At 56.5% G+C, this 18,514-nt stretch carries 16 protein-coding genes; 9 read left to right on the top strand and 7 right to left on the bottom strand.

Annotated elements, in window-relative coordinates; all coding sequences use genetic code 11:
* Positions 1 to 7: 7 nt before the first annotated feature.
* The gene (locus ACR0AU_RS08080; RefSeq protein ID WP_480795525.1) at positions 8 to 2,443 is read right to left on the bottom strand and encodes a GcvT family protein; all 2,436 of its coding nucleotides are present in this window, start codon (positions 2,441 to 2,443) and stop codon (positions 8 to 10) included.
* Between the two features lie 189 nt (positions 2,444 to 2,632).
* Here ACR0AU_RS08080 and ACR0AU_RS08075 point away from each other — a divergent pair, with 189 nt between their 5' ends.
* Positions 2,633 to 4,150 carry a trimethylamine methyltransferase family protein gene (locus ACR0AU_RS08075; RefSeq protein WP_480795524.1) on the top strand — a complete coding sequence of 506 codons (1,518 nt, stop codon included), beginning with the start codon at positions 2,633 to 2,635 and terminating at the stop codon, positions 4,148 to 4,150.
* A gap of 14 nt (positions 4,151 to 4,164) precedes the next feature.
* Here ACR0AU_RS08075 and ACR0AU_RS08070 read toward each other — a convergent pair whose 3' ends face one another.
* Positions 4,165 to 5,139: a LysR family transcriptional regulator gene (locus tag ACR0AU_RS08070; RefSeq protein ID WP_480795523.1), complete on the bottom strand. Its 975-nt coding sequence runs from the start codon at positions 5,137 to 5,139 to the stop codon at positions 4,165 to 4,167.
* 100 nt (positions 5,140 to 5,239) lie between these two features.
* Positions 5,240 to 5,926 carry a GntR family transcriptional regulator gene (locus ACR0AU_RS08065; protein ID WP_170732757.1) on the bottom strand — a complete coding sequence of 229 codons (687 nt, stop codon included), beginning with the start codon at positions 5,924 to 5,926 and terminating at the stop codon, positions 5,240 to 5,242.
* Positions 5,927 to 6,028: 102 nt separating this feature from the next.
* Here ACR0AU_RS08065 and ACR0AU_RS08060 point away from each other — a divergent pair, with 102 nt between their 5' ends.
* From ACR0AU_RS08060 to ACR0AU_RS08040, 5 genes are read left to right on the top strand one after another with little or no spacing between them, the layout of a single operon-like run.
* The gene (locus ACR0AU_RS08060) at positions 6,029 to 6,631 is read left to right on the top strand and encodes an amino acid synthesis family protein (RefSeq protein ID WP_170422877.1); all 603 of its coding nucleotides are present in this window, start codon (positions 6,029 to 6,031) and stop codon (positions 6,629 to 6,631) included.
* A complete protein-coding gene (locus tag ACR0AU_RS08055; protein ID WP_170732756.1) occupies positions 6,603 to 7,415 on the top strand; it encodes an alpha/beta fold hydrolase in 813 nt (270 codons plus the stop codon). Before ACR0AU_RS08060 ends, ACR0AU_RS08055 begins: the two co-directional genes overlap by 29 nt.
* Positions 7,412 to 8,332 carry a flavin reductase gene (locus ACR0AU_RS08050; protein ID WP_480795522.1) on the top strand — a complete coding sequence of 307 codons (921 nt, stop codon included), beginning with the start codon at positions 7,412 to 7,414 and terminating at the stop codon, positions 8,330 to 8,332. Before ACR0AU_RS08055 ends, ACR0AU_RS08050 begins: the two co-directional genes overlap by 4 nt.
* 1 nt (position 8,333) lies before the next feature.
* Positions 8,334 to 9,371, top strand: coding sequence for an LLM class flavin-dependent oxidoreductase (locus tag ACR0AU_RS08045; protein ID WP_170511987.1), 1,038 nt, complete (start codon positions 8,334 to 8,336; stop codon positions 9,369 to 9,371).
* A gap of 9 nt (positions 9,372 to 9,380) precedes the next feature.
* Entirely contained in the window at positions 9,381 to 10,847 is a 1,467-nt protein-coding gene (locus ACR0AU_RS08040) for an aldehyde dehydrogenase (protein ID WP_480591244.1), read from the top strand.
* Between the two features lie 30 nt (positions 10,848 to 10,877).
* Here the strand turns inward: ACR0AU_RS08040 and hisD are convergent, their stop codons facing one another.
* The 4 genes from hisD to ACR0AU_RS08020 all read right to left on the bottom strand — a co-directional run bounded on the left by hisD (position 10,878) and on the right by ACR0AU_RS08020 (position 15,098).
* Positions 10,878 to 12,152 (bottom strand): histidinol dehydrogenase, encoded by a 1,275-nt coding sequence (hisD, locus tag ACR0AU_RS08035; RefSeq protein ID WP_480795521.1) that lies wholly within the window; start codon positions 12,150 to 12,152, stop codon positions 10,878 to 10,880.
* Positions 12,153 to 12,160: 8 nt separating this feature from the next.
* Positions 12,161 to 12,856, bottom strand: a complete 696-nt coding sequence (cuyB, locus tag ACR0AU_RS08030) for a cysteate racemase (RefSeq protein WP_170394397.1) — start codon at positions 12,854 to 12,856, stop codon at positions 12,161 to 12,163.
* A gap of 35 nt (positions 12,857 to 12,891) precedes the next feature.
* Entirely contained in the window at positions 12,892 to 13,905 is a 1,014-nt protein-coding gene (cuyA, locus tag ACR0AU_RS08025; protein WP_480795520.1) for a D-cysteate sulfo-lyase, read from the bottom strand.
* Positions 13,906 to 14,123: 218 nt separating this feature from the next.
* On the bottom strand, positions 14,124 to 15,098 hold the full coding sequence (locus ACR0AU_RS08020) for a LysR family transcriptional regulator (protein WP_170732750.1): 975 nt from the start codon (positions 15,096 to 15,098) through the stop codon (positions 14,124 to 14,126).
* A 176-nt stretch (positions 15,099 to 15,274) separates the two neighbouring features.
* Between ACR0AU_RS08020 and ACR0AU_RS08015 the strand changes: the two genes are divergently transcribed.
* From ACR0AU_RS08015 to ACR0AU_RS08005, 3 genes are all read left to right on the top strand, one after another.
* A complete protein-coding gene (locus ACR0AU_RS08015) occupies positions 15,275 to 16,270 on the top strand; it encodes a taurine ABC transporter substrate-binding protein (RefSeq protein ID WP_170394406.1) in 996 nt (331 codons plus the stop codon).
* Between the two features lie 74 nt (positions 16,271 to 16,344).
* Positions 16,345 to 17,151, top strand: coding sequence for a taurine ABC transporter ATP-binding protein (locus ACR0AU_RS08010; protein WP_170394409.1), 807 nt, complete (start codon positions 16,345 to 16,347; stop codon positions 17,149 to 17,151).
* The gene (locus ACR0AU_RS08005) at positions 17,148 to 18,413 is read left to right on the top strand and encodes an ABC transporter permease (protein ID WP_170394412.1); all 1,266 of its coding nucleotides are present in this window, start codon (positions 17,148 to 17,150) and stop codon (positions 18,411 to 18,413) included. The genes ACR0AU_RS08010 and ACR0AU_RS08005 overlap by 4 nt, the downstream gene beginning before the upstream one ends.
* Positions 18,414 to 18,514: the final 101 nt, after the last annotated feature.

Below are 18,514 nucleotides of genomic sequence, written 5' to 3'. Positions count from 1 at the left end.
TTTGGGATTAGCCTCGCACGCGTGAGAGGTCCGGGTCATACGGGGACGGCGCAATCACCTCGGCCGCGATCATTTCTCCGCACAGGTCAAGTTGCATTCGGCTGCCGGGTTCGGAAAACTCCGGATTCACAAAGCCGTAAGCAAGGTTTAGCCCTGTTCTGTGGCCCCAGTCACCTGACGTGATCGTACCAACAACCATGTCGTCCAACATCAGGGAGGCTCCACCATGCGCCGGTGCTTTGGTTGCATCGATTTTCAGGCTTACCAGTTTCTTTTGAGGCCCATTCTCAAGGCGTCTCTGCAACGCGTTTCGGCCAATGAAATCGCCTTTGGTCAGTTTCACGAACCGATCCAAACCGGTCTCAAACGGGTCGAACTCTGTGAGCAGATCGGCTTTCCAGTGCAAGAACCCTTTCTCCATCCGCATGGACTCGACGGCGCGAGCACCAAATAATTTCAAGTCGTGCGTCTCGCCAGCTTTTCTGAGCGCCAGATAGGCCGCGTATAGTGAGGCGTTCGGGACATGTATCTCGTAGGCCAGTTCCCCTGAGAAGCTGATATTCAATACAGTTGCTGGCGCGAACCCGACAAAGCACTCGCGAACTGACAGCCAGGGAAAAGCTTCTCGCGACCAGTCTCCTCGAGCACAAGCGGACAGCACGTCGCGCGATTTGGGTCCGGCCAGCACTAATATTGTCTGATCATTGGTGAGTGAGCGGATTTGCACATCTTCGCCATCATGCAGATGCGCCTTTAGCCAGTCCATATCATGGTATTCGCTGGCGGCGGCGGACCCGTACCAGACCCGTGCCGGGCCGCGATCACTCGCGGGAAGGTTGGCGATGGTGGCCTCGGCTTTGACCATCCCGTGGTGGTTCAGCTGATAACCAAGGCCGACCCGCCCGTCGCGTTTTGTCACCGCGCCGCACATCATCCGATCCAGAAACCGATGCCGATCGGTTCCGGTGATTTCCAGCCGGTTGAAGCCGTTCACTTCGGCCAGTCCGACATTTTCTTGAAGGTTTCTGATTTCCGCTGCCACGACGTCAAAGGTCTCATCAAAACTGAAACTCAGCGTTGGGTGAAAATCTGGTGCAGGCTTGATGTAGTCGACCCGCTCCCAACCGTTGACCACTGTAAATTCAGCCCCTTCTGCTGCGAGGATCGGGGTCAGCGGTGTGGTTTTGGCGGGGCGACCGGCAGGCCGGTGTTCATGCGGGAAATGAAAGCGGAATTCATTCTGGTAATCTTCGATGGCTTTCAGCGCGGTCAGCTCCACATTTGTGTGGCCGGTAAACCGACGCGGATCAAGGCACCAGGTGTCATAGCAGGCTTCGCCATGAACGATCTGTTGGGCCAGCAGCCAGCCATGGCCACCCCCTTCGCCCAAACCCGCGCGCAGACCGATGATGCAGAAAGCATTGCGCTTTCCGGGGATTGGCCCGACCAAAGGTGCGCCGTCAATTGTGTAGGTGATCGGACCATTCACCACTGTATGAATGCCGACATCCATCAGTGCAGGCATGCGTGCGAAGGCACCTTCCAGCACATCCGTCACGCGGTCCAGATCGTCAGGGCACAGCGCGTTCACAAAATTCGGATCGATCCCGTCCATGCCCCAGGTTTTGCAATCCTGCTCGTAGAAGCCAACCAGCAAGCCGTTCTTCTCCTGCCGACAATAATAGTCGCTGATCGGACAGCGCAGCAGAGGCATCCGATGGCCTGCGTCGCGGATTGATGCGATTTCTTCTGTCAGAAAATACTGATGCTCCATCGAAGCGACAGGGTGGTGCACGCCCATCATAGCGCCCACTTCGTTGACCCGATAACCACAAGCGTTAACTACGATATCGCAGTCAATATTGCCATGTTCCGTGTGAACCGTCCAGGTATCGTCCTTGTGCTGTGTCAGTCCTGTGACCGGAGTATTGCGATATACCTCGGCCCCGGCTTTGCGCGCACGGCGTGCCAGAGCTTGGCACAGTTGAGCCGGATCGATGTCGCCATCTAGCGGATCCCATAGCCCTCCTAAAAGGTTGTCGGTGGAAATCAACGGGTGCCGGCGGGCGCATTCCTCTGCATCTATGACCTCGAAATGCACATCCATTCCGCGCGCCATAGACGCAAAATGGTGGTACCCCTGCATCTGCTCAGGCGTATTTGCAAGCCGGATGCCGCCGTCACCGTGGTGGTAGTTGATAGGATAGTCCGGATCCTCGGCCAGTTCCTTGTACAGGTTGATCGAGTGGGTCTTCAGACCAACCATGGTCTGGTTCATGCCAAAATTGGTCACCTGCGCGGCCGAATGCCAAGTTGTGCCGCTGGTCAACTCATCGCGCTCGACCAGCACCACATCGGTCCAACCTTCACGGGTCAAGTGATACAGAGTCGAGCAGCCGGCGATACCGCCGCCAATAACGACCACTTTAGTGCGCGATTTCATCAAGGACCCTCCGGTAGGTAGTCTTTTGGGGATTAGCCTGTTCTGTCAGTTGGTTCACAAGCGGTTGGATATTGTTACGTAAAAAATCGAAAAAAAAACCTCATTAACTCGTAGTAATTCGAATGCGGTTGAAATTGGCTTTAGGCGTTTAGTTGAATTGATCAACCTGATGCGGTTGGAGGATCACAAATGGCTGCGCAGCAGGCGAAAAGGTCCGGTCGAAAAGGACGTATCGCACAGCGGGCTGAAAAGCCTGCGCTCGACCCCTGTCCGCCAGGTCAACCGGGAGGCGCTTACAAACCCTTGACTGGGTTTGAGCTTGAGCGGATTTACAACACGGCTCTGGATCTTCTTGAGAAGCTGGGGATCGGCGAGGTGCCGGATCGCTTGCGTTCTGATTTGTTGGCGGTTGGGGCGCAAGATAGCGGGGAGGGGAGGATACTTTTTTCGCCTCAACTTGTGGAACAGGCGATTGATCAGGCCGCCAAGACCTTCGTTCTGCACGGGCGTGATCCAGCCCGATCCATCGAAGTTGGCGGTAATCGCGTCTATTTCGGAACCGGAGGGGCGGCGGTTCAGACGCTTGATCTGCGCAGTGGTCACTATCGGCCTTCGACCTTGCAGGACTTGCATGATTTCACGCGTCTTCAGGATGTCTTGCCAAATGTCAGCTGGTTCACCCGCTGTTGCGTTGCAACCGATCTGGAGGAAACCTTCGATCTGGATGTGAACACCGTCTACGCGCTGTTGAAGAATACCTCCAAGCCCACCGCGACGTCTTTTACATTGGCGCAGCACGTTGCGCCAATTGTTGAGATATTGGATATCGCAGCCGGGGGACCCGGTGAATTCGCAAAACGCCCGTTCATGAAAGCACATATAAGCCCGGTGATCTCGCCGATGCGCTACGGTGAAGACGCGGTGGATGTGGTCTACGCCTGCATCGAACACAATATTCCGATTTCTTGCATCACCGCTGCTCAGGCCGGCGCGACTGCACCGGCGACCTTGGCTGGTTTTCTGGCGCAGTCATTGGCAGAAACCCTTGCGAGTCTGGTAATGGTCCACGCGATCCAGCCCGGGTTTCCTATGGTCTTTTCGAATTGGCCACTGGTGATTGACCTTCGGACCGGCGCGTTCTCAGGTGGCAGCGGAGAGACGGCTGTCCTGAATGCAGCATCAGCACAATTATCAAATTGGCTTGGGCTGCCTTCAGGCGTGGCCTGTTCGATGACTGATGCCAAGGCGATCGACGCTCAATACGGGATGGAAAAGGGACTGACCTCAATGGCGGCGGCGCTGGCAGGTGGTAATCTGATCTATGAAAGCTCAGGCATGACGGCCTCGTTGCTGGGTGCAAGTTTTGAGGCGTTCGTGTTGGATGATGAGATGCACTCGTACACCTACCGCGCTTTGAGGGGGATAGAGGTGACACACGAGAATCTGGGCTTTGACGCAATCTGCGAAGCAGTTCTGGGCGAGGGCCATTTTCTGGGTGGTCAGCATACTTTTGCGGCCATGGAACGGGATTACTTTTATCCCTCACTCGCAGACAGGGATGAGCCCCGGACTTGGGCAGAAAACGGAGCGCAAGATGCCTGGAGCCGCGCGCGACATCGGGCTCAAGAAATTTTGCAGACCCATACGCCAAGATTCCTGTCAGACGAACAGGATCGGCAAATCCGAGATCGCTTCAACATTCTTTGAAAGCTGATCCAGTGCTATTCGATAAGTTTGAAACTATCCGTCAGCCACGGGATATCATCGCGCAGTGGGGAAATGATGCGGTCATTGATCAATGATCGGGTTTTGGCATCCACAAGCTCAATCACTGATCTTGAACAATCCGGCGTCGCGACCAGCGCCAGTTTGCGTGCAAAGCTCTTGCCCGGAAATGGGTGCATGCACAGCTTTGATTGGAACCGCTTTGCCCGAGAATACAGCAGCGGCGTCGTGATGGTCCAACCCGCACCGGAGGACACCATCGACATCAGCGTCTGATTGTTGCTGCATTCAAACCTGTGAGAGGACGAAATCCCCATCCGGCGTAATTGGGACTCGATCTGGCGCGCGATGATCAGATTGCTGGAATATCGTAGAAACGGCAATTTGGTTCTACCCTCAACAATGTCTTGCAAAGACTTGTCATTCACCGCAGGCAAAACGATCACAAATGGATCGCGCAGAAGGGGGCGATCCTGCAGATCGCGCATTCGTTCGCTAGGAGTAGTGGAAATCCCCAGATCCAACTGCCTGTCGCGCAGCATGTCGATAATCGCGTGGCTGGAATCCGTGTGGTACATGAAATCACAGGCGGGCATGTTCGCGTAAAGATAGACCGCCAGCTCTGGAATGATGTCGCTGTCGAAGTCTTCGATCGTGCCGAAACGCAGATAGCTGGCCTCGGTGATGCTTCCTGCAGACGCTTCGGCCTTGGCCTTTCGGATCAGGTGCAGCGCATCGTCGATATTGCGCAGGAAGACCCGGCCCTTTGGGGTCAGAACCATGGGTCTACGGGTGTGGTTGAACAGCTCAACGCCCAGATGGTCTTCGAGATTGCGCAGGTGATGGGAAACGGTGCTTATCGTCAGCCCTGTTTCCTTTGAGGCCGCCTGTAGCGAGCCCTTTTGCGCGCATATCTGAAACAGTTCCAGCCATTTGAGGCTGAGGTTTTTCGGAGTAGACTGACGCGGCATTCCGGTGCTTTCGTGAGATCAGGGCATTCCCGGCAAATCTACGCAGATAATGAGAGCTTTGATATCAGAATCTTGGAATTCTGGCTCAATTGCCGAGCACTCAGGTTTCAGAGCTTTCCAAAAAGCCGCGCGCGGTCTGTGCAGCATCCGCGATATGGCTTTCGACTGCTTTTCGGGCTTTGGCAGGATCACCACTGAGGATGGCATCATGGATGGCAGTCATGTGGCTCATCCCAGAACGCTCTCGATTCCGCGCTGCGAGGGTCAAGGCCCGCAGGCGGCTGATCCGGCCGTTCAGACGTTGCACGACATCCCAGGCGATGCTGTGCCCAGCCTGTAAAAAAATCATTTCATAGAAGCGAGTTGTGGCCTGTAGCAGATTTGACCATTCGGTGTCATTCTGCGCCGCGCCCACTGCTTTCAATGCCTTGCCCAGATCGTTTGCGAAACCTGTCTCATGCGCTTGTGCACAGGCGGCGGCGGCTGAGCCTTCTAGCTGTAAGCGGATGTCATAGATTTGCCGCGCTTGGTCCCAGCTGAGGGTCGAGACGATTGGCCCGCGGTTGGGGATAATCTCAACCAAACCTTCGGCTTCCAGAAACCGGATCGTCTCGCGGATGACGGTGCGGCTGACACCAAGCTGATCGCAAAGCGGGCGTTCAACAAGCCGCTCACCGGGGGCAAAATGCCCGGCGATGATCGCTTCGCGCAGGCGCGCTTGCACGATATCCCGCAAGGTTTGCGGTGCTTTTTCGATCTTTTGCAGGGTGGAGTCGGTGTTCATCATCGACGCTTTCATATCTGTGGTACGGATCCGGAACAAGTATGATTGACATATCGTATTATGGTATACCATATTCTCGACCAAAGGCTTGCCAAAGGAATCACCATGTCCGCCGAAATTCGAAAAACGCTTCTGCATGTCGAAGACACTCTGATCGAGGGTGGTAAGTTGGCGGACACTCCGCTGAAGCTAATTGCCGCAATGGCTGTCATTCGGAACCCTTGGGCTGGTCAGGGTTTTGTCGAAGATCTTGGCCCCGCGATCCGCGATTGCGCCCCCGGATTGGGGGAGTTGCTGACCAAAATGATTTTGGATGCTTCAGGTGGCGGCGATCGGGTCGAAGCCTATGGAAAATCCGCGATTGTGGGCTTGAACGGAGAGGTCGAGCATGCGTCGGCCCTGATCCACACGCTGCATTTTGGCAATCATTATCGCAAAGCAGTCGGCGCGAAATCCTACCTTTCCTTCTGCAATACGCGCGGCCCAGCCAATGCGCCGCTGCTGATCCCCTTGATGGACAAACATGATGGCGGTCGTCGCTCTCACTACCTTACGATCCAGACTTCGGTTGCAGATGCACCTGCGGCAGATGAGATTCTGATTGCACTGGGTGCATCGATTGGAGGGCGGCCGCACCACCGGATCGGGGATCGCTATCAGGACATCGAGGAACTTGGTCATGACGTTGACAACCCTGCAGCTGTCTAACTCGGGCCGATCAGTCGCGTTCAGAGAGGCGGGCGAAGGGCAACCGGTCTTTATGATTCATGGCGTTGGCATGCAATCTGCGGCCTGGGGCCCTCAGTTTGACACGCTGAGCCAGCATTGCCGTATAATTGCGGTTGATCTGCCGGGGCATGGAGGCAGTGACCGTCTGCCATCTGGAAGCCAATTGCCGGATTTTGTTGGCTGGATGCATGATGTTGTCGACGCATTGAATCTGGCTCCGGTCGCAATCATCGGGCATTCAATGGGGGCACTGATTGCCGCCGGCTTTGCGGCAGAGCACCCCGATATCACTAGCCGTGTTGCTATGTTGAACGGCGTCTTCTGTCGCGAAGCCTCAGCCCGCGCCGCAGTCATCCAACGGGCCGCTGAAATCAGCGCGGGTCGAGTTGATCTGGAAACGCCGTTGTCGCGCTGGTTTGGTGACAGTCCGGGTGATTTGGCTGCCCGTGCGCAGGTGGCGTCGTGGCTTGGGTCTGTGGACCAAAGAGGCTACGCCACCGCCTATTCCGCTTTTGCGCGGGGCGATGCCACTTACGCCAGCAAGATGAATCTGATTTCGTGCCCGTTTCTGGCGCTCACCGGCGACGGAGACTCGAACTCAACCCCGGCTATGTCACAAGCTATGGCCGCAGCAGTTCAAAACGGTCGGGCCGTTGTGATCCAAGGCCACCGACATATGGTGAACTTGACAGCACCCGATGAAGTAACAGCGCATCTGGTTGAATGGCTCGGCCAGCCCGCCGAAGAAAGGATTGCGCAATGACCTCGATCGATCTCCGCACGCTGCGAAATGCATTTGGAGCGTACATGACGGGCGTCACCGTGGTTACGTCGCATGATACCCAAGGTAACCCGATCGGGTTTACTGCGAACTCGTTCACATCCGTCTCACTAGACCCGCCGCTTGTGCTGGTATGTCTCGCCAACAGTTCAAAGAACTATGACGCATTGATTGCCGCCGACGGGTTTGCCGTCAATATCCTGTCAGAGACACAGATCGAGGTATCCAATACCTTTGCCCGGCCCGTCGAAGACCGGTTTGCCAGCGTCGAGTGGCGGCGTGGACCTGCGGGATCGCCGTTGATCGATGGGTCGTCGGCCTGGTTTGACTGCGCTATGCACAAAACCATCGAAGCGGGGGATCATGTGATCCTGATCGGCGAGGTCAAAGCCTTCGACAATACTCCGGCACCCGGTCTCGGATATGTCAGGGGGGCCTATGTAACGCCATCAACAGCGGCTGGCGCCTTGATGCAGGACACCGGCCTGATCGTCTCAGCCTTGATCGAACGCGCAGGTGAGGTTCTGTTGATCGATGCCGGTGACGGCGCGCTTGCACCGCCTGAGGTGGCGGTTGGATCAGAGGGCGTTTCGGCTGCATTGGACAAGCTAATCGATGCCACCGGGCTGACCGCAGAGCCGGGCTTTGTTTATTCGGTTTACGAAGATGCAGAGAAAAAGCGTCAACACATCGCGTTTCTGTGTCAGGCCGCAGATGGCGAGCCGAAGAAAGGTAATTTCGTCCCGCTGGATATCGTATCCTTTGGCACTGTAACCGACACGGCGACCCGAACCATGCTGGAACGATTGTCCGAGGAATCCCGTCTGGGAGATTTTGGCATTTACTACGGAAACAAGAACAGCGGCGAGGTTCGCCCGATTACACGAGGAGGTCACTGACATGCGGTTTTCGCTTTTCGTTCATATGGAACGCACCTCTCCCGATCAGGACCAGCAGGAGCTGTATGAAAACTTCATAGAACTGGCCAAGATCGCTGATGCGGGCGGCATGCATGCGGTCTGGACCGGCGAACATCACGGGATGGATTTCACCATCTCGCCGAACCCGTTCCTGAATATCGTCGATCTGGCACGCCAGACCAACAATGTGCGTCTGGGAACTGGAACCGTTATCGCTCCGTTCTGGCATCCGATCCGGCTGGCCGGAGAGGCCGCAATGACGGACATGATCACGAATGGCCGTTTGGATCTTGGCATCGCGCGTGGCGCCTACAGCTATGAATACGAGCGGATGGTGCCGGGGCTGGACGCCTGGGAGGCAGGCCAGCGTATGCGCGAGCTTGTCCCGGCATTGCGGGGTCTTTGGGAGGGCGATCATGCGCTGGACGGAGAGTTTCATTCTTTCCCGGCAACCACATCTTCACCCAAGCCTCTGCAACAAAACGGTCCACCGATCTGGGTTGCCGCGCGCGATCCCAACAGTCATGAGTTTGCGGTATCGAACGGTTGTCACGTGCAGGTCACCCCTTTGTGGCAGGGCGACGAAGAGATCACCCGGCTGATGGATACGTTCAATGCCGCTTGTGCCAAATTCCATGACGTCCCGCGCCCCGAAATCATGCTGTTGAACCACACCTACATTGCCTCGGACGAGGCGGATGCCCGTCGCGCGGCGGAAGAGATCAATCGCTTTTATTGCTATTTCGGCGCGTGGTTCAAAAACGAACGCCCTGTGTCGCAGGGTCTGATCCAGACGCTGAGCGATGACGACATCGCTAACCATCCCTTCTATTCGCCCGAGGCGATGATCCGGGACAATGTGATCGCCACGCCCGACAAAGCAATCGAACGTATCAAGGGCTATAGCGATCTTGGATATGATGAGTATTCTTTCTGGATCGACAGTGGGATGAGCTTTGAGCGCAAGAAAGCGTCGCTTGAGCGGTTCATCGCGGACGTCATGCCCGCCTTCGCCTAAGGAGAGAAAATGCGGCAGTTTCAGCACTATATCGGCGGCACGTTTTCGGATGGGACCGCGCAGTTTGACAGCCTTGATCCCGCGACGGGCACCGTTTGGGCGAAAATGCCTGAGGCCAGAACACATGATGTGAACGCCGCGGTTGAGGCTGCGTGTTCAGCGCTGAATGCCCCCGAATGGGCGACCATGACAGCAACGGCGCGTGGTAAACTGTTGTACCGGCTGGCCGATCTGGTCGCCGAAAATGCTCAGACCTTAGCCGAGCTTGAAACGCGCGATACCGGCAAGATCATTCGCGAAACCTCTGCTCAGATCGCCTATGTCGCGGACTACTACCGTTACTATGCCGGATTGGCGGACAAAATCGAAGGGGCGCACCTGCCGATCGACAAGCCCGACATGGAGGTTTGGCTGCGCCGCGAACCAGTTGGTGTGGTGGCCGCCATAGTGCCGTGGAATTCGCAACTGTTCCTGTCTGCGGTCAAGATTGGCCCGGCGCTTGCCGCCGGTTGCACAGTCGTTCTGAAAGCATCCGAAGATGGTCCGGCCCCGATGCTGGAATTCGCGCGTATTTTCGATCAGGCAGGCTTCCCGCCCGGAGTTCTGAACGTCATCACCGGCTTCGGGCCGGAATGCGGCGCCGTTCTGACCAGTCACCCGGATGTCGATCATGTTGCCTTTACAGGCGGCCCGGAAACCGCGCGCCATATCGTGCGCAACTCGGCTGAAAACCTCGCTTCGACTTCGTTGGAACTGGGCGGAAAATCCCCGTTCATCGTGTTCGAAGATGCCGATATCGAAAGTGCTGTGAACGCGCAGGTCTCGGGGATCTTTGCTGCGACCGGGCAAAGCTGCGTGGCGGGATCGCGATTGGTAATCTCTGACAAGATCAAAGATGAGTTTCTGGCCCGGCTCACCGAAAAAGCGGGTGAGATCGTGATCGGGGCGCCCGATGACCTAAAGACCGAGGTTGGCCCGCTGTGCACTCAGGCTCAGCTTGTGACTGCTGCAGATCTGGTTGCTGAATCCGTCTCGGCAGGGGCTACCGTGATAACGGGTGGGCAACCTTTGGACCGAGAGGGGCATTATTTCCCGCCGACGATCATCGATTGTTCGGACGCTCCAGATGCGCCTTGTCTGACGCGCGAAGCCTTTGGCCCGATCCTCTCGGTCGTCAGTTTCGAGACCGAAGCAGACGCAGTGCAAATCGCCAACAATACGGCGTTTGGGCTGGCGTCCGGTGTCTTTACCAAAGACCTAACCCGCGCACATCGAATGATCCGCAATATTCGGGCTGGCATCGTCTGGGTTAACACTTATCGCGCGGTCAGTCCGATTGCGCCGTTCGGGGGCCACGGACTATCGGGCCATGGGCGCGAAGGGGGGCTGCAGGCGGCGCTTGATTACACGCGGGTCAAGTCTGTTTGGCTGCGCACAAGCGACGATACGATCCCTGATCCGTTCGTGATGCGGTGAAGCCGGCCAATCAGCAAGATTCGGCCCGAACTAGCCCGCCTTGGATAGCCGCATCTCTGCTGCGCGAGCATGGCCTTCCATGCCTTCCATGCGGCTGATCCTTGCTGTGCGTTCAGCAAGTTCGTGCGAGGCTTGCGCCGTGCAACGCTGCCATGTCACCGTTTTGGTGAATTTATGCACTGACAGACCGCCGGTATATCGGGCCGCTCCGCTTGTGGGCAAAACATGATTTGGCCCGGACGTCTTGTCGCCGAACGGCACTGTTGTTTCGGCACCCAGAAACAGTGACCCGTAGGCTGACAGCCGGTTTAGCCACCAATCCAAGTCTTCAGCGATCACCTGCAGATGTTCGGGCGCGTAGTTATTGGCGACTCTGGCAGCCTCGTCGCGGCTGTCGCAAAGAATGATCTCGGCCCGGTCGCGCCATGCCGTGCGCGCTGCACTTGCGTTCGGCTCGGGAAGACTTTCGATCAGGGCATCGGCGCGTGCGATAACGCCCTGGGCCAGAGCTTTATCGGTGCTGACCAGCCAGACAGGGCTATCGACGCCGTGCTCGGCTTGGCTCACCAGATCCCAAGCTACTGTCTCGATCGACGCTGTGTGATCGGCAATGACCAAGGTATCGGTTGGACCCGCAAACATATCGATGCCAACCTTGCCAAACAGCATCCGTTTCGCCTCAGCGACATAGGAGTTTCCCGGACCGACAAGAATGTCGGCAGGACGCGCACCAAAAAAGCCATGGGCCATCGCAGCAATCCCCTGAACTCCGCCCAAATTCAGGATCAGATCTGCACCGCTAAGGTCCATCGCATAAACTATTGCATCGGGGATGCCCGCGCCGGGACGCGGTGGCGAGACCGCCGTGATGTGGGACACCCCTGCCACTTTTGCCGTGGTAATCGTCATCAATGCACTTGCGATATGGCTGTACCGCCCACCGGGCACATAGCACCCCGCACTAGCGATCGGGATCTGCTTTTGACCTGCGATCAGCCCGGGCATCACCTCGATCTCGCATTCGCTCACCGTGGTCATCTGCGCTTCGGCAAATCGACGGATATTGGCATGGGCAAAGCGGATGTCGTCTTTGACCTGTTCAGGCACGCGGTCACATGCGGCTTTGCGCGCTTCATCAGTCAACACGAACTCTCCCGTCCAGCCATCGAGCGTTCCGGCATAGCGCCGAACGGCCTCTTCGCCCTCGCGCTCGATATTGGAGAGCATGATTGCGACGATATCGCGGATATCCGAATTTTCTGCATCGGGGCGGGGCAGGGCGGTTTTCAGATAAGAGACGGCCATGGGAAACCTCAACGCGTCAGAGAGTGGGAGTGGATAGCGCCCGCCAGAATATCGACGGTGTCGATGATCGGAACGCTTTTGGGCAAGTCGCGGGTGAGCAGAGAGAATTCGGAGCAGGCCACAAACAAAAGCGCGGCACCCCGGCCCGAAAGGGCGTTAGCAGCGTCGGAAAGTGTGCTGAGTGCAGCGCCGGTTGGCCCTTCAGATTTGATGTGGCGGATCGTGCCGAGCATCCTATCTTCATCCTCGGGCCAGATTGCGGTAAATCCGGCGCGGTTCAGGGGGGCGTCAAAAATTCCGACCTTTCGCAGCGCTGGGGAGGCAAGAATTCCGACCTGGCTGCCAGAAGGCAGGAGCTGCGCCGCTTGATCCACGGACAGGTCTACCATGTTCAGAAAGGGGATCGAGACGGCGTCCTCTATCTGCGCCGCATAGTGGTGTGCGGTGTTACACGGCATCGCAAGCGCGGTTGCCCCTGATTGCTCCAATCCTCTCGCCATATCGGCCAGAACCGGCCCGGGATCAGACCCGTTGCCCTCGATCAGGTGCGCGATGCGGGAAGGCACCTGTGGGTTCATGTCAATCAGTAGTGGCAGGTGATCGGCATCATCCGCCGCCTGTACCGTGGATAACACGCGCTGCTGCAACAGAATTGTCGCCTCGGGGCCCATTCCGCCCAATATGCCGGTGACGCGGGGTTTCATGCAAAGACCTGCTTGCTGGAACTTATCACCGTGATTTACAGATTGACCCAGCGGTCGGTGTGATCGAAAGCGAAATCATAACCGAACAGGCCAACCGAGCCTCCGGTATGCAAGAACACCACGCGCTCATCCTTGAACCAGCCCTTGCGCGCCAGATCGATCAGACCGGCGGCCCCTTTGGCGGAATAGACCGGGTCGAGCAGAATGCCTTCCAGTTCGGCAAACATGCGGATCGCCTCAATGCCGCTTTCGGTCGGCAAGCCGTAGCCGTCGCCTACATAGTCGGTATTGGCCATCACATCCTCGCGCCGCACCACGTCTGGGCAACCCAATTTCTCAGCCGTGTTGCAGGCTAGATCATAGACCATCTGCTCTTGTTTGGGCTGCGGCGCGCGGGTGCCAATGCCAAGAACCGGAATGCCCGTATTCATGGCGCAAAGCCCGGTGACCAGCCCGGCTTGCGTGCCCGAGGAGCCCGTCGCATGCACCACGCGATCGATTTTGAGACCGGCGTTATTGGCTTGGCTCACAAGCTCTAGCGCGCAGTTCACATAGCCAAGCGCTCCGGTCGGGTTCGAGCCTCCGCCCGGAATGACATAAACGTTGTGACCTTCTTCACGCTTCTTCGCGGCCGAACGCTCCATCTCGGCGGGCATGTCGTGGCCGCCGGGAAACTTCTCAGTGGTTGCGCCATGCAAATGATCCAGCAGAACGTTGCCGTTGTTGTTGTAGTTGGCGTTGTTATAGCTGGTGCGGTCTTCCAGCAGGATATGACATTTCAAACCCAACCGGGCAGCGAAAGCAGCCGTCTGGCGCGCATGGTTCGATTGCGTCGCACCTTGGGTCATCACCATGTCTGCACCTTGTTCGAGCGCTTCGCCGAACAGAAACTCTAGTTTGCGGGTCTTGTTGCCACCCGTCGACATGCCGGTGCAGTCGTCTCGCTTGATCCAAAGATCGATTCCCAGAGCCTCGGACATACGATCCATCCGTTCAAGCGGAGTTGGCAGATGGGCAAGAAAAGCACGGGGAAAACGGGAAAGATGCATCAAGCTGTCCTGATCTGGACCCGGCACATGGTTCAAGACCGGTAGGTCTTGCCAACACGGGCCGCTGGGTAGGTTTCTGGGTTTAGAATGCCGCCTGTAGTCAAGCCGCAAGGTCAGGCCTAATCACAGCGGATGGGGCGCGTCGGTCAAGCGCACTGTACCCGGTTTCGAAAAAGCCGGAGAATAACTTCGATATTGCACGCAGGTCACCTGGCTGCTCACTCGGGGGGGGCGGGAATGGTTCGAAAGTCGTCATTCAACCACGGAAACCGCGAATTCATAGGCTCGGTCACATGACGACGGATCAGGTTTTGCAGTGTGTTGTGGATCAGTCGGGTGGTTGTCGACGGATAGATATTGGTCGTGAACAACGACACGGTGCGCGCAAAGCTTTTGCCCGGGAAAGGTAATGCGCGTGTATCTTTGTGGAATCGCCGTGCGCGATAGTAGCTGGCAGCAGTCGTGATCGTCCAACCACTGCCCCCGGCGACAAGTCCGATAATTGACTGATTACATTCAAGTTCGAACCGGTTGGGCAGGTTGATCTTGCTGCGGGTTAGCTGAATTTCGATGAGTCTGCCGATGGTGTGATCACGCGAATATCGTAGAAGCGGAAGCGGACTGTCTGATTTGGTCAGTTCGTCGACCGGTCCGTCATATGCGGGCGGTAGAATGACGATAAACGGATCTCGAAGTAGTGGGAATTCGATTAACCCCTCAAAGTGCTCAGGAGGTCGGGTCGCAACGCCTGCATCCAGCTTTTGAGACTGCAGTTTGTCAAGAATCTCATGGCTGGGACGGGTAAAGTGGCGAAAATTGCACCGCGGCAGGCTTGCAGAGAGATGACGGAACAGTTCTGGCGCGACCCGGCTGTCAAAATCGTCAATCAGGCCCAGGCGTAAATCTGTTGCATGTTGCCAACTGCCCGAGCGAAGCTCGGCCTCGCCCCGTTTCAAGGCGATCAGGCCGTCATGCACATGTCGTGAGAACACCGTGCCTGCGGGTGTCAGACCCATGGGTCTGCGGCTGTGGTCCACCAAATCCACATCCAGCGCCTTTTCAAGACTGCGCAAGTGATTGGAGACCGTACTGATTGACAAACCGGTTTCAGCTGACACCTTTTGGATTGAACCCAACTTGGAAATAAGTTGGAAGACCTCCAGCCACCTGAGACTGAGTGCTTTCTTTGTCATCGGGGGCTCCCAAACCAGCGAACTATCAGTCAAAAGCGAAACAAAGTTTCGCTTTTTACGCAACCAGTATTTTGATTTACTAATTCAACGCGTAAGGACTATGGTTTTTCTACTGTTCCAGAGTTCGGACGTTTCAAGAGCCGACAAGTGGAACCAGCAGGGAGAAAATAGTCAAAATGATCAAGAAATATCTGCTCACAACAGCATATGCCGGGATTGCGGCCGTCACCGCTTCACAAGCTGCCGCGCTTGATGAACTGACGGTTGCTTATTTCCTCGAATGGCCGATGCCGTTCCAGTATGCGAAAGCAAACGGAACCTACGAAGAAGAACTGGGCGTCAAGATCAACTGGGTGTCTTTCGACACCGGTACCGCCATGTCAGCTGCGATGGCCTCGGGTGATGTACAGATCGCGGTCAGCCAAGGGGTGCCACCGTTTGTGGTAACCACTTCGGCCGGTCAGGACATCCAGATCGTCGATGTGGCGGTCAGCTATTCAGACAACGACAACTGCGTTGTTGCCGAAGCGCTTGAAATCGACAAGGGCAATGCGGGTGAACTGAACGGCAAGAAGGTCGGTGTTCCGATCGGTACAGCTGCGCACTACGGTTTCCTGTCGCAAATGTCTCACTTTGGTGTCGACATCGGTTCAATGGAAATTGTTGACATGGCTCCGGCCGATGGCGCCGCGGCGTTTGCCCAGGGCAACCTCGACATGGTTTGCGGCTGGGGTGGCGCGCTTCGTCGTATGACCGAGCATGGCAACATTCTGCTGACCGGTGCTGAAAAAGAAGAGATCGGTATCCTGGTGTTCGACGTCACTAGCGCTCCGGCAAGCTTCATCGAAGAAGAGCCCGAGCTTCTGTCGAAGTTCCTTAAGGTTACCGCAGATGCCAACGCCAAGTGGAACGCAGGCGACAGCAAAGATGAAATGCTGCCGGTGATTGCCAAGGATGCTGGTATGGATCCTGCAGACGCTGAAGCCACAATCGCGACTTTCACCTTCCCGTCAGTTGAAGACCAGCTGTCCGAGAAGTGGCTGGGCGGTGGAGCGCAAGACTTCATGCAGGGTGTTGCAAACGTGTTCGTGTCGGCAGGCAGCATCGAATCCGCTCTGGATTCGTATGATGGTGCCGTTAATGCAGGCCCGCTGACAGCTGCGAATAACTAATCACGCAGGACATTTCATGCGACCGGCCCCGGTTTCGGGCCGGTCGACAGCTATGAAAGCAGGAAGGAGGCAGGATGCCTGAACTGGACATCGTAGAATTGTCCATGCGCTTTGACTTACCCAACGGCTCCTCAGTACAGGCCCTACAAGATGTTTCACTCAGCCTTAAAGAGGGTGAGCTGATGTCTGTCCTTGGCCCGTCGGGCTGTGGTAAAACGACGTTGCTGAACATCGTTGCAGGATTTCTGGCGCCGACATCTGGCAAGATTGAACTGAACGGCCATCTGGTCAAAGGCCCTGATGCTGAACGCGGGATGGTGTTTCAGAAGGGCGCGTTGTTCGAATGGATGAATGTGCGGGAAAATGTCGAGTTTGGTCCGCGCATGAAAGGCATGCCCAAAGCCGAGCGTGACCAGATTTCCGACCATCTGCTTGAGGTCGTCGGGCTTCAGGATTTCAAGGACAAGGCGGTTTATGAACTATCGGGCGGGATGCAGCAGCGTGTTGCGTTGGCGCGGTGCCTGGCAAACGAGCCGGACGTCATCCTGATGGACGAACCGCTGGGTGCTTTGGATGCGCTGACCCGTGAGAAAATGCAGGGCCTTGTCCTGAAGCTTTGGAAAGAAACGGGCAAGACGATCATCCTGATCACCCACTCGGTCGAAGAGGCCTTGTTGCTGGGTGAGCGTCTGATTGTCATGGCCCCCAGACCGGGGCGCATTCACCGCGAATACAATCTGCCTTTTGCTGAACGCGGTGTGAATGCCGATCTGCGTGATGTGAAGAAATCCGAAGGTTTTGCGGAAAAGCGCGATGAGATCCTCTCGATGATCTGGGAGATGGAAGAAGAAATTATGGGTCGGACGGAGCAGGCATCATGATTGTACTTCTCTTCTATATCGGCCTGTTCGGTGGCGCGTTTTTTATCGTCTACGCGTTACGCCGCGGTTTGCAATCGCGTCAGGATTTCACAAGCTTGAAAACTGTGACTTTCGGCGACGAAAGTGCCGTACGAGCGGATAGGGCTGCGTCGATAATCTCGGTTCTCGTGATCTTTGTGATCTGGGCGGCTTTCACCGGCTCGAAGTTGTTTCCGATCCATGTGCCGGGCCCATTTGTGGGTGATACGCAATTCACCTATACGCTCGAAAACGCGGATGGCAGCACGGATGAAGCCACGATTTTTGTTCGCGTTCCAGCCTTCGGTGAGGAAGCAGAGAAATTCGAGGTTGAGCCCGGCAGCGGATTTGCCAAAGACGATGCGGTTGCCGCTGCTGCGGGCCGCTCATCGACGATCCTGTTCGACAAGAACGATGATGCCAAACGTAATGAGGGTGCAAAGATCGTCGCGATCAACGGCACACCTATAGGTGAAGGCCAAAAGGTTGATACAGGCGATGGTACTGTAACGCTGACCGGGAAAGGGGCGATCAGTTTCACCCCCAAACAGGGCTTGCAGATGAACCCCATCTGGCTTCCAGCCCCTGAAACCGTTGTGGCCCGGTTCTTTGAGATTGCGAATGAAGGCTACCAGAACTTCTCGCTTTGGGAGCACCTGGGCTGGTCGCTGTTGCGCGTGATTGCTGGGTTTATCGCAGGTGCGCTTGTGGGGATTCCGCTGGGTTATGCAATGGGCCTATCCGGTTGGTTCCGCGGCTGGTTCGATCCGATTGTCGAGTTCATGCGACCGGTGCCGCCACTTGCGCTGATCCCACTGGTGATCATCTGGTTCGGCATCTGGGAGACCGGCAAGATCGTTCTGCTGTTCCTTGCGGCCCTTTGGATCATGACCATCGCCGCGCGGGCTGGTGTGTCCGGTGTGAACATCTCGAAAATCCACGCAGCGTATTCTCTGGGGGCGTCGAAATGGCAGATCATGCGCCATGTGATCGTGCCCAACTCGCTGCCCGAGATTTTCACCGGTGCACGTGTGGCCATGGGTGTCTGTTGGGGAACTGTTGTTGCGGCTGAACTGGTTGCCGCACAAAAGGGTGCCGGCATGATGATCATCGCCGCATCCAAATTCCAGCTGACCGACATTGTCATTATGGGGATCGTCCTGATCGGGGTGATCGGATATGGAATCGATATCCTGATGCGCAAGGCCGAGAACTGGCTGGTGCCATGGAAAGGCCGCAGCTGATCGGTCTTTCCGATACTGTGGTAACAAAGCGGCCCCCGAGCAATCTCGGGGGCCTTTTGTTTCAGCTGCGATTAAGAACGCGGCGTTGGACCTTGCTGCTG

The sequence above is a fragment of the Ruegeria sp. CG1 genome (assembly GCF_056537265.1).
Note: the sequence above shows the minus strand (reverse complement) of the source record. Positions and strands in the feature narration are given on the sequence as shown.

Coding starts and splice junctions, on each gene's coding strand:
- ACR0AU_RS08020 (WP_170732750.1), bottom strand. CDS start 15,098: ATGACAAAGAAAGCACTCAGTCTCAGGTGGCTGGAGGTCTTCCAACTT.
- ACR0AU_RS08010 (WP_170394409.1), top strand. CDS start 16,345: ATGCCTGAACTGGACATCGTAGAATTGTCCATGCGCTTTGACTTACCC.
- cuyB (WP_170394397.1), bottom strand. CDS start 12,856: ATGAAACCCCGCGTCACCGGCATATTGGGCGGAATGGGCCCCGAGGCG.
- ACR0AU_RS08060 (WP_170422877.1), top strand. CDS start 6,029: ATGTCCGCCGAAATTCGAAAAACGCTTCTGCATGTCGAAGACACTCTG.
- ACR0AU_RS08045 (WP_170511987.1), top strand. CDS start 8,334: ATGCGGTTTTCGCTTTTCGTTCATATGGAACGCACCTCTCCCGATCAG.
- hisD (WP_480795521.1), bottom strand. CDS start 12,152: ATGGCCGTCTCTTATCTGAAAACCGCCCTGCCCCGCCCCGATGCAGAA.
- ACR0AU_RS08070 (WP_480795523.1), bottom strand. CDS start 5,139: ATGCCGCGTCAGTCTACTCCGAAAAACCTCAGCCTCAAATGGCTGGAA.
- ACR0AU_RS08065 (WP_170732757.1), bottom strand. CDS start 5,926: ATGATGAACACCGACTCCACCCTGCAAAAGATCGAAAAAGCACCGCAA.
- cuyA (WP_480795520.1), bottom strand. CDS start 13,905: ATGCATCTTTCCCGTTTTCCCCGTGCTTTTCTTGCCCATCTGCCAACT.
- ACR0AU_RS08050 (WP_480795522.1), top strand. CDS start 7,412: ATGACCTCGATCGATCTCCGCACGCTGCGAAATGCATTTGGAGCGTAC.
- ACR0AU_RS08040 (WP_480591244.1), top strand. CDS start 9,381: ATGCGGCAGTTTCAGCACTATATCGGCGGCACGTTTTCGGATGGGACC.
- ACR0AU_RS08005 (WP_170394412.1), top strand. CDS start 17,148: ATGATTGTACTTCTCTTCTATATCGGCCTGTTCGGTGGCGCGTTTTTT.
- ACR0AU_RS08055 (WP_170732756.1), top strand. CDS start 6,603: ATGACGTTGACAACCCTGCAGCTGTCTAACTCGGGCCGATCAGTCGCG.
- ACR0AU_RS08080 (WP_480795525.1), bottom strand. CDS start 2,443: ATGAAATCGCGCACTAAAGTGGTCGTTATTGGCGGCGGTATCGCCGGC.
- ACR0AU_RS08075 (WP_480795524.1), top strand. CDS start 2,633: ATGGCTGCGCAGCAGGCGAAAAGGTCCGGTCGAAAAGGACGTATCGCA.
- ACR0AU_RS08015 (WP_170394406.1), top strand. CDS start 15,275: ATGATCAAGAAATATCTGCTCACAACAGCATATGCCGGGATTGCGGCC.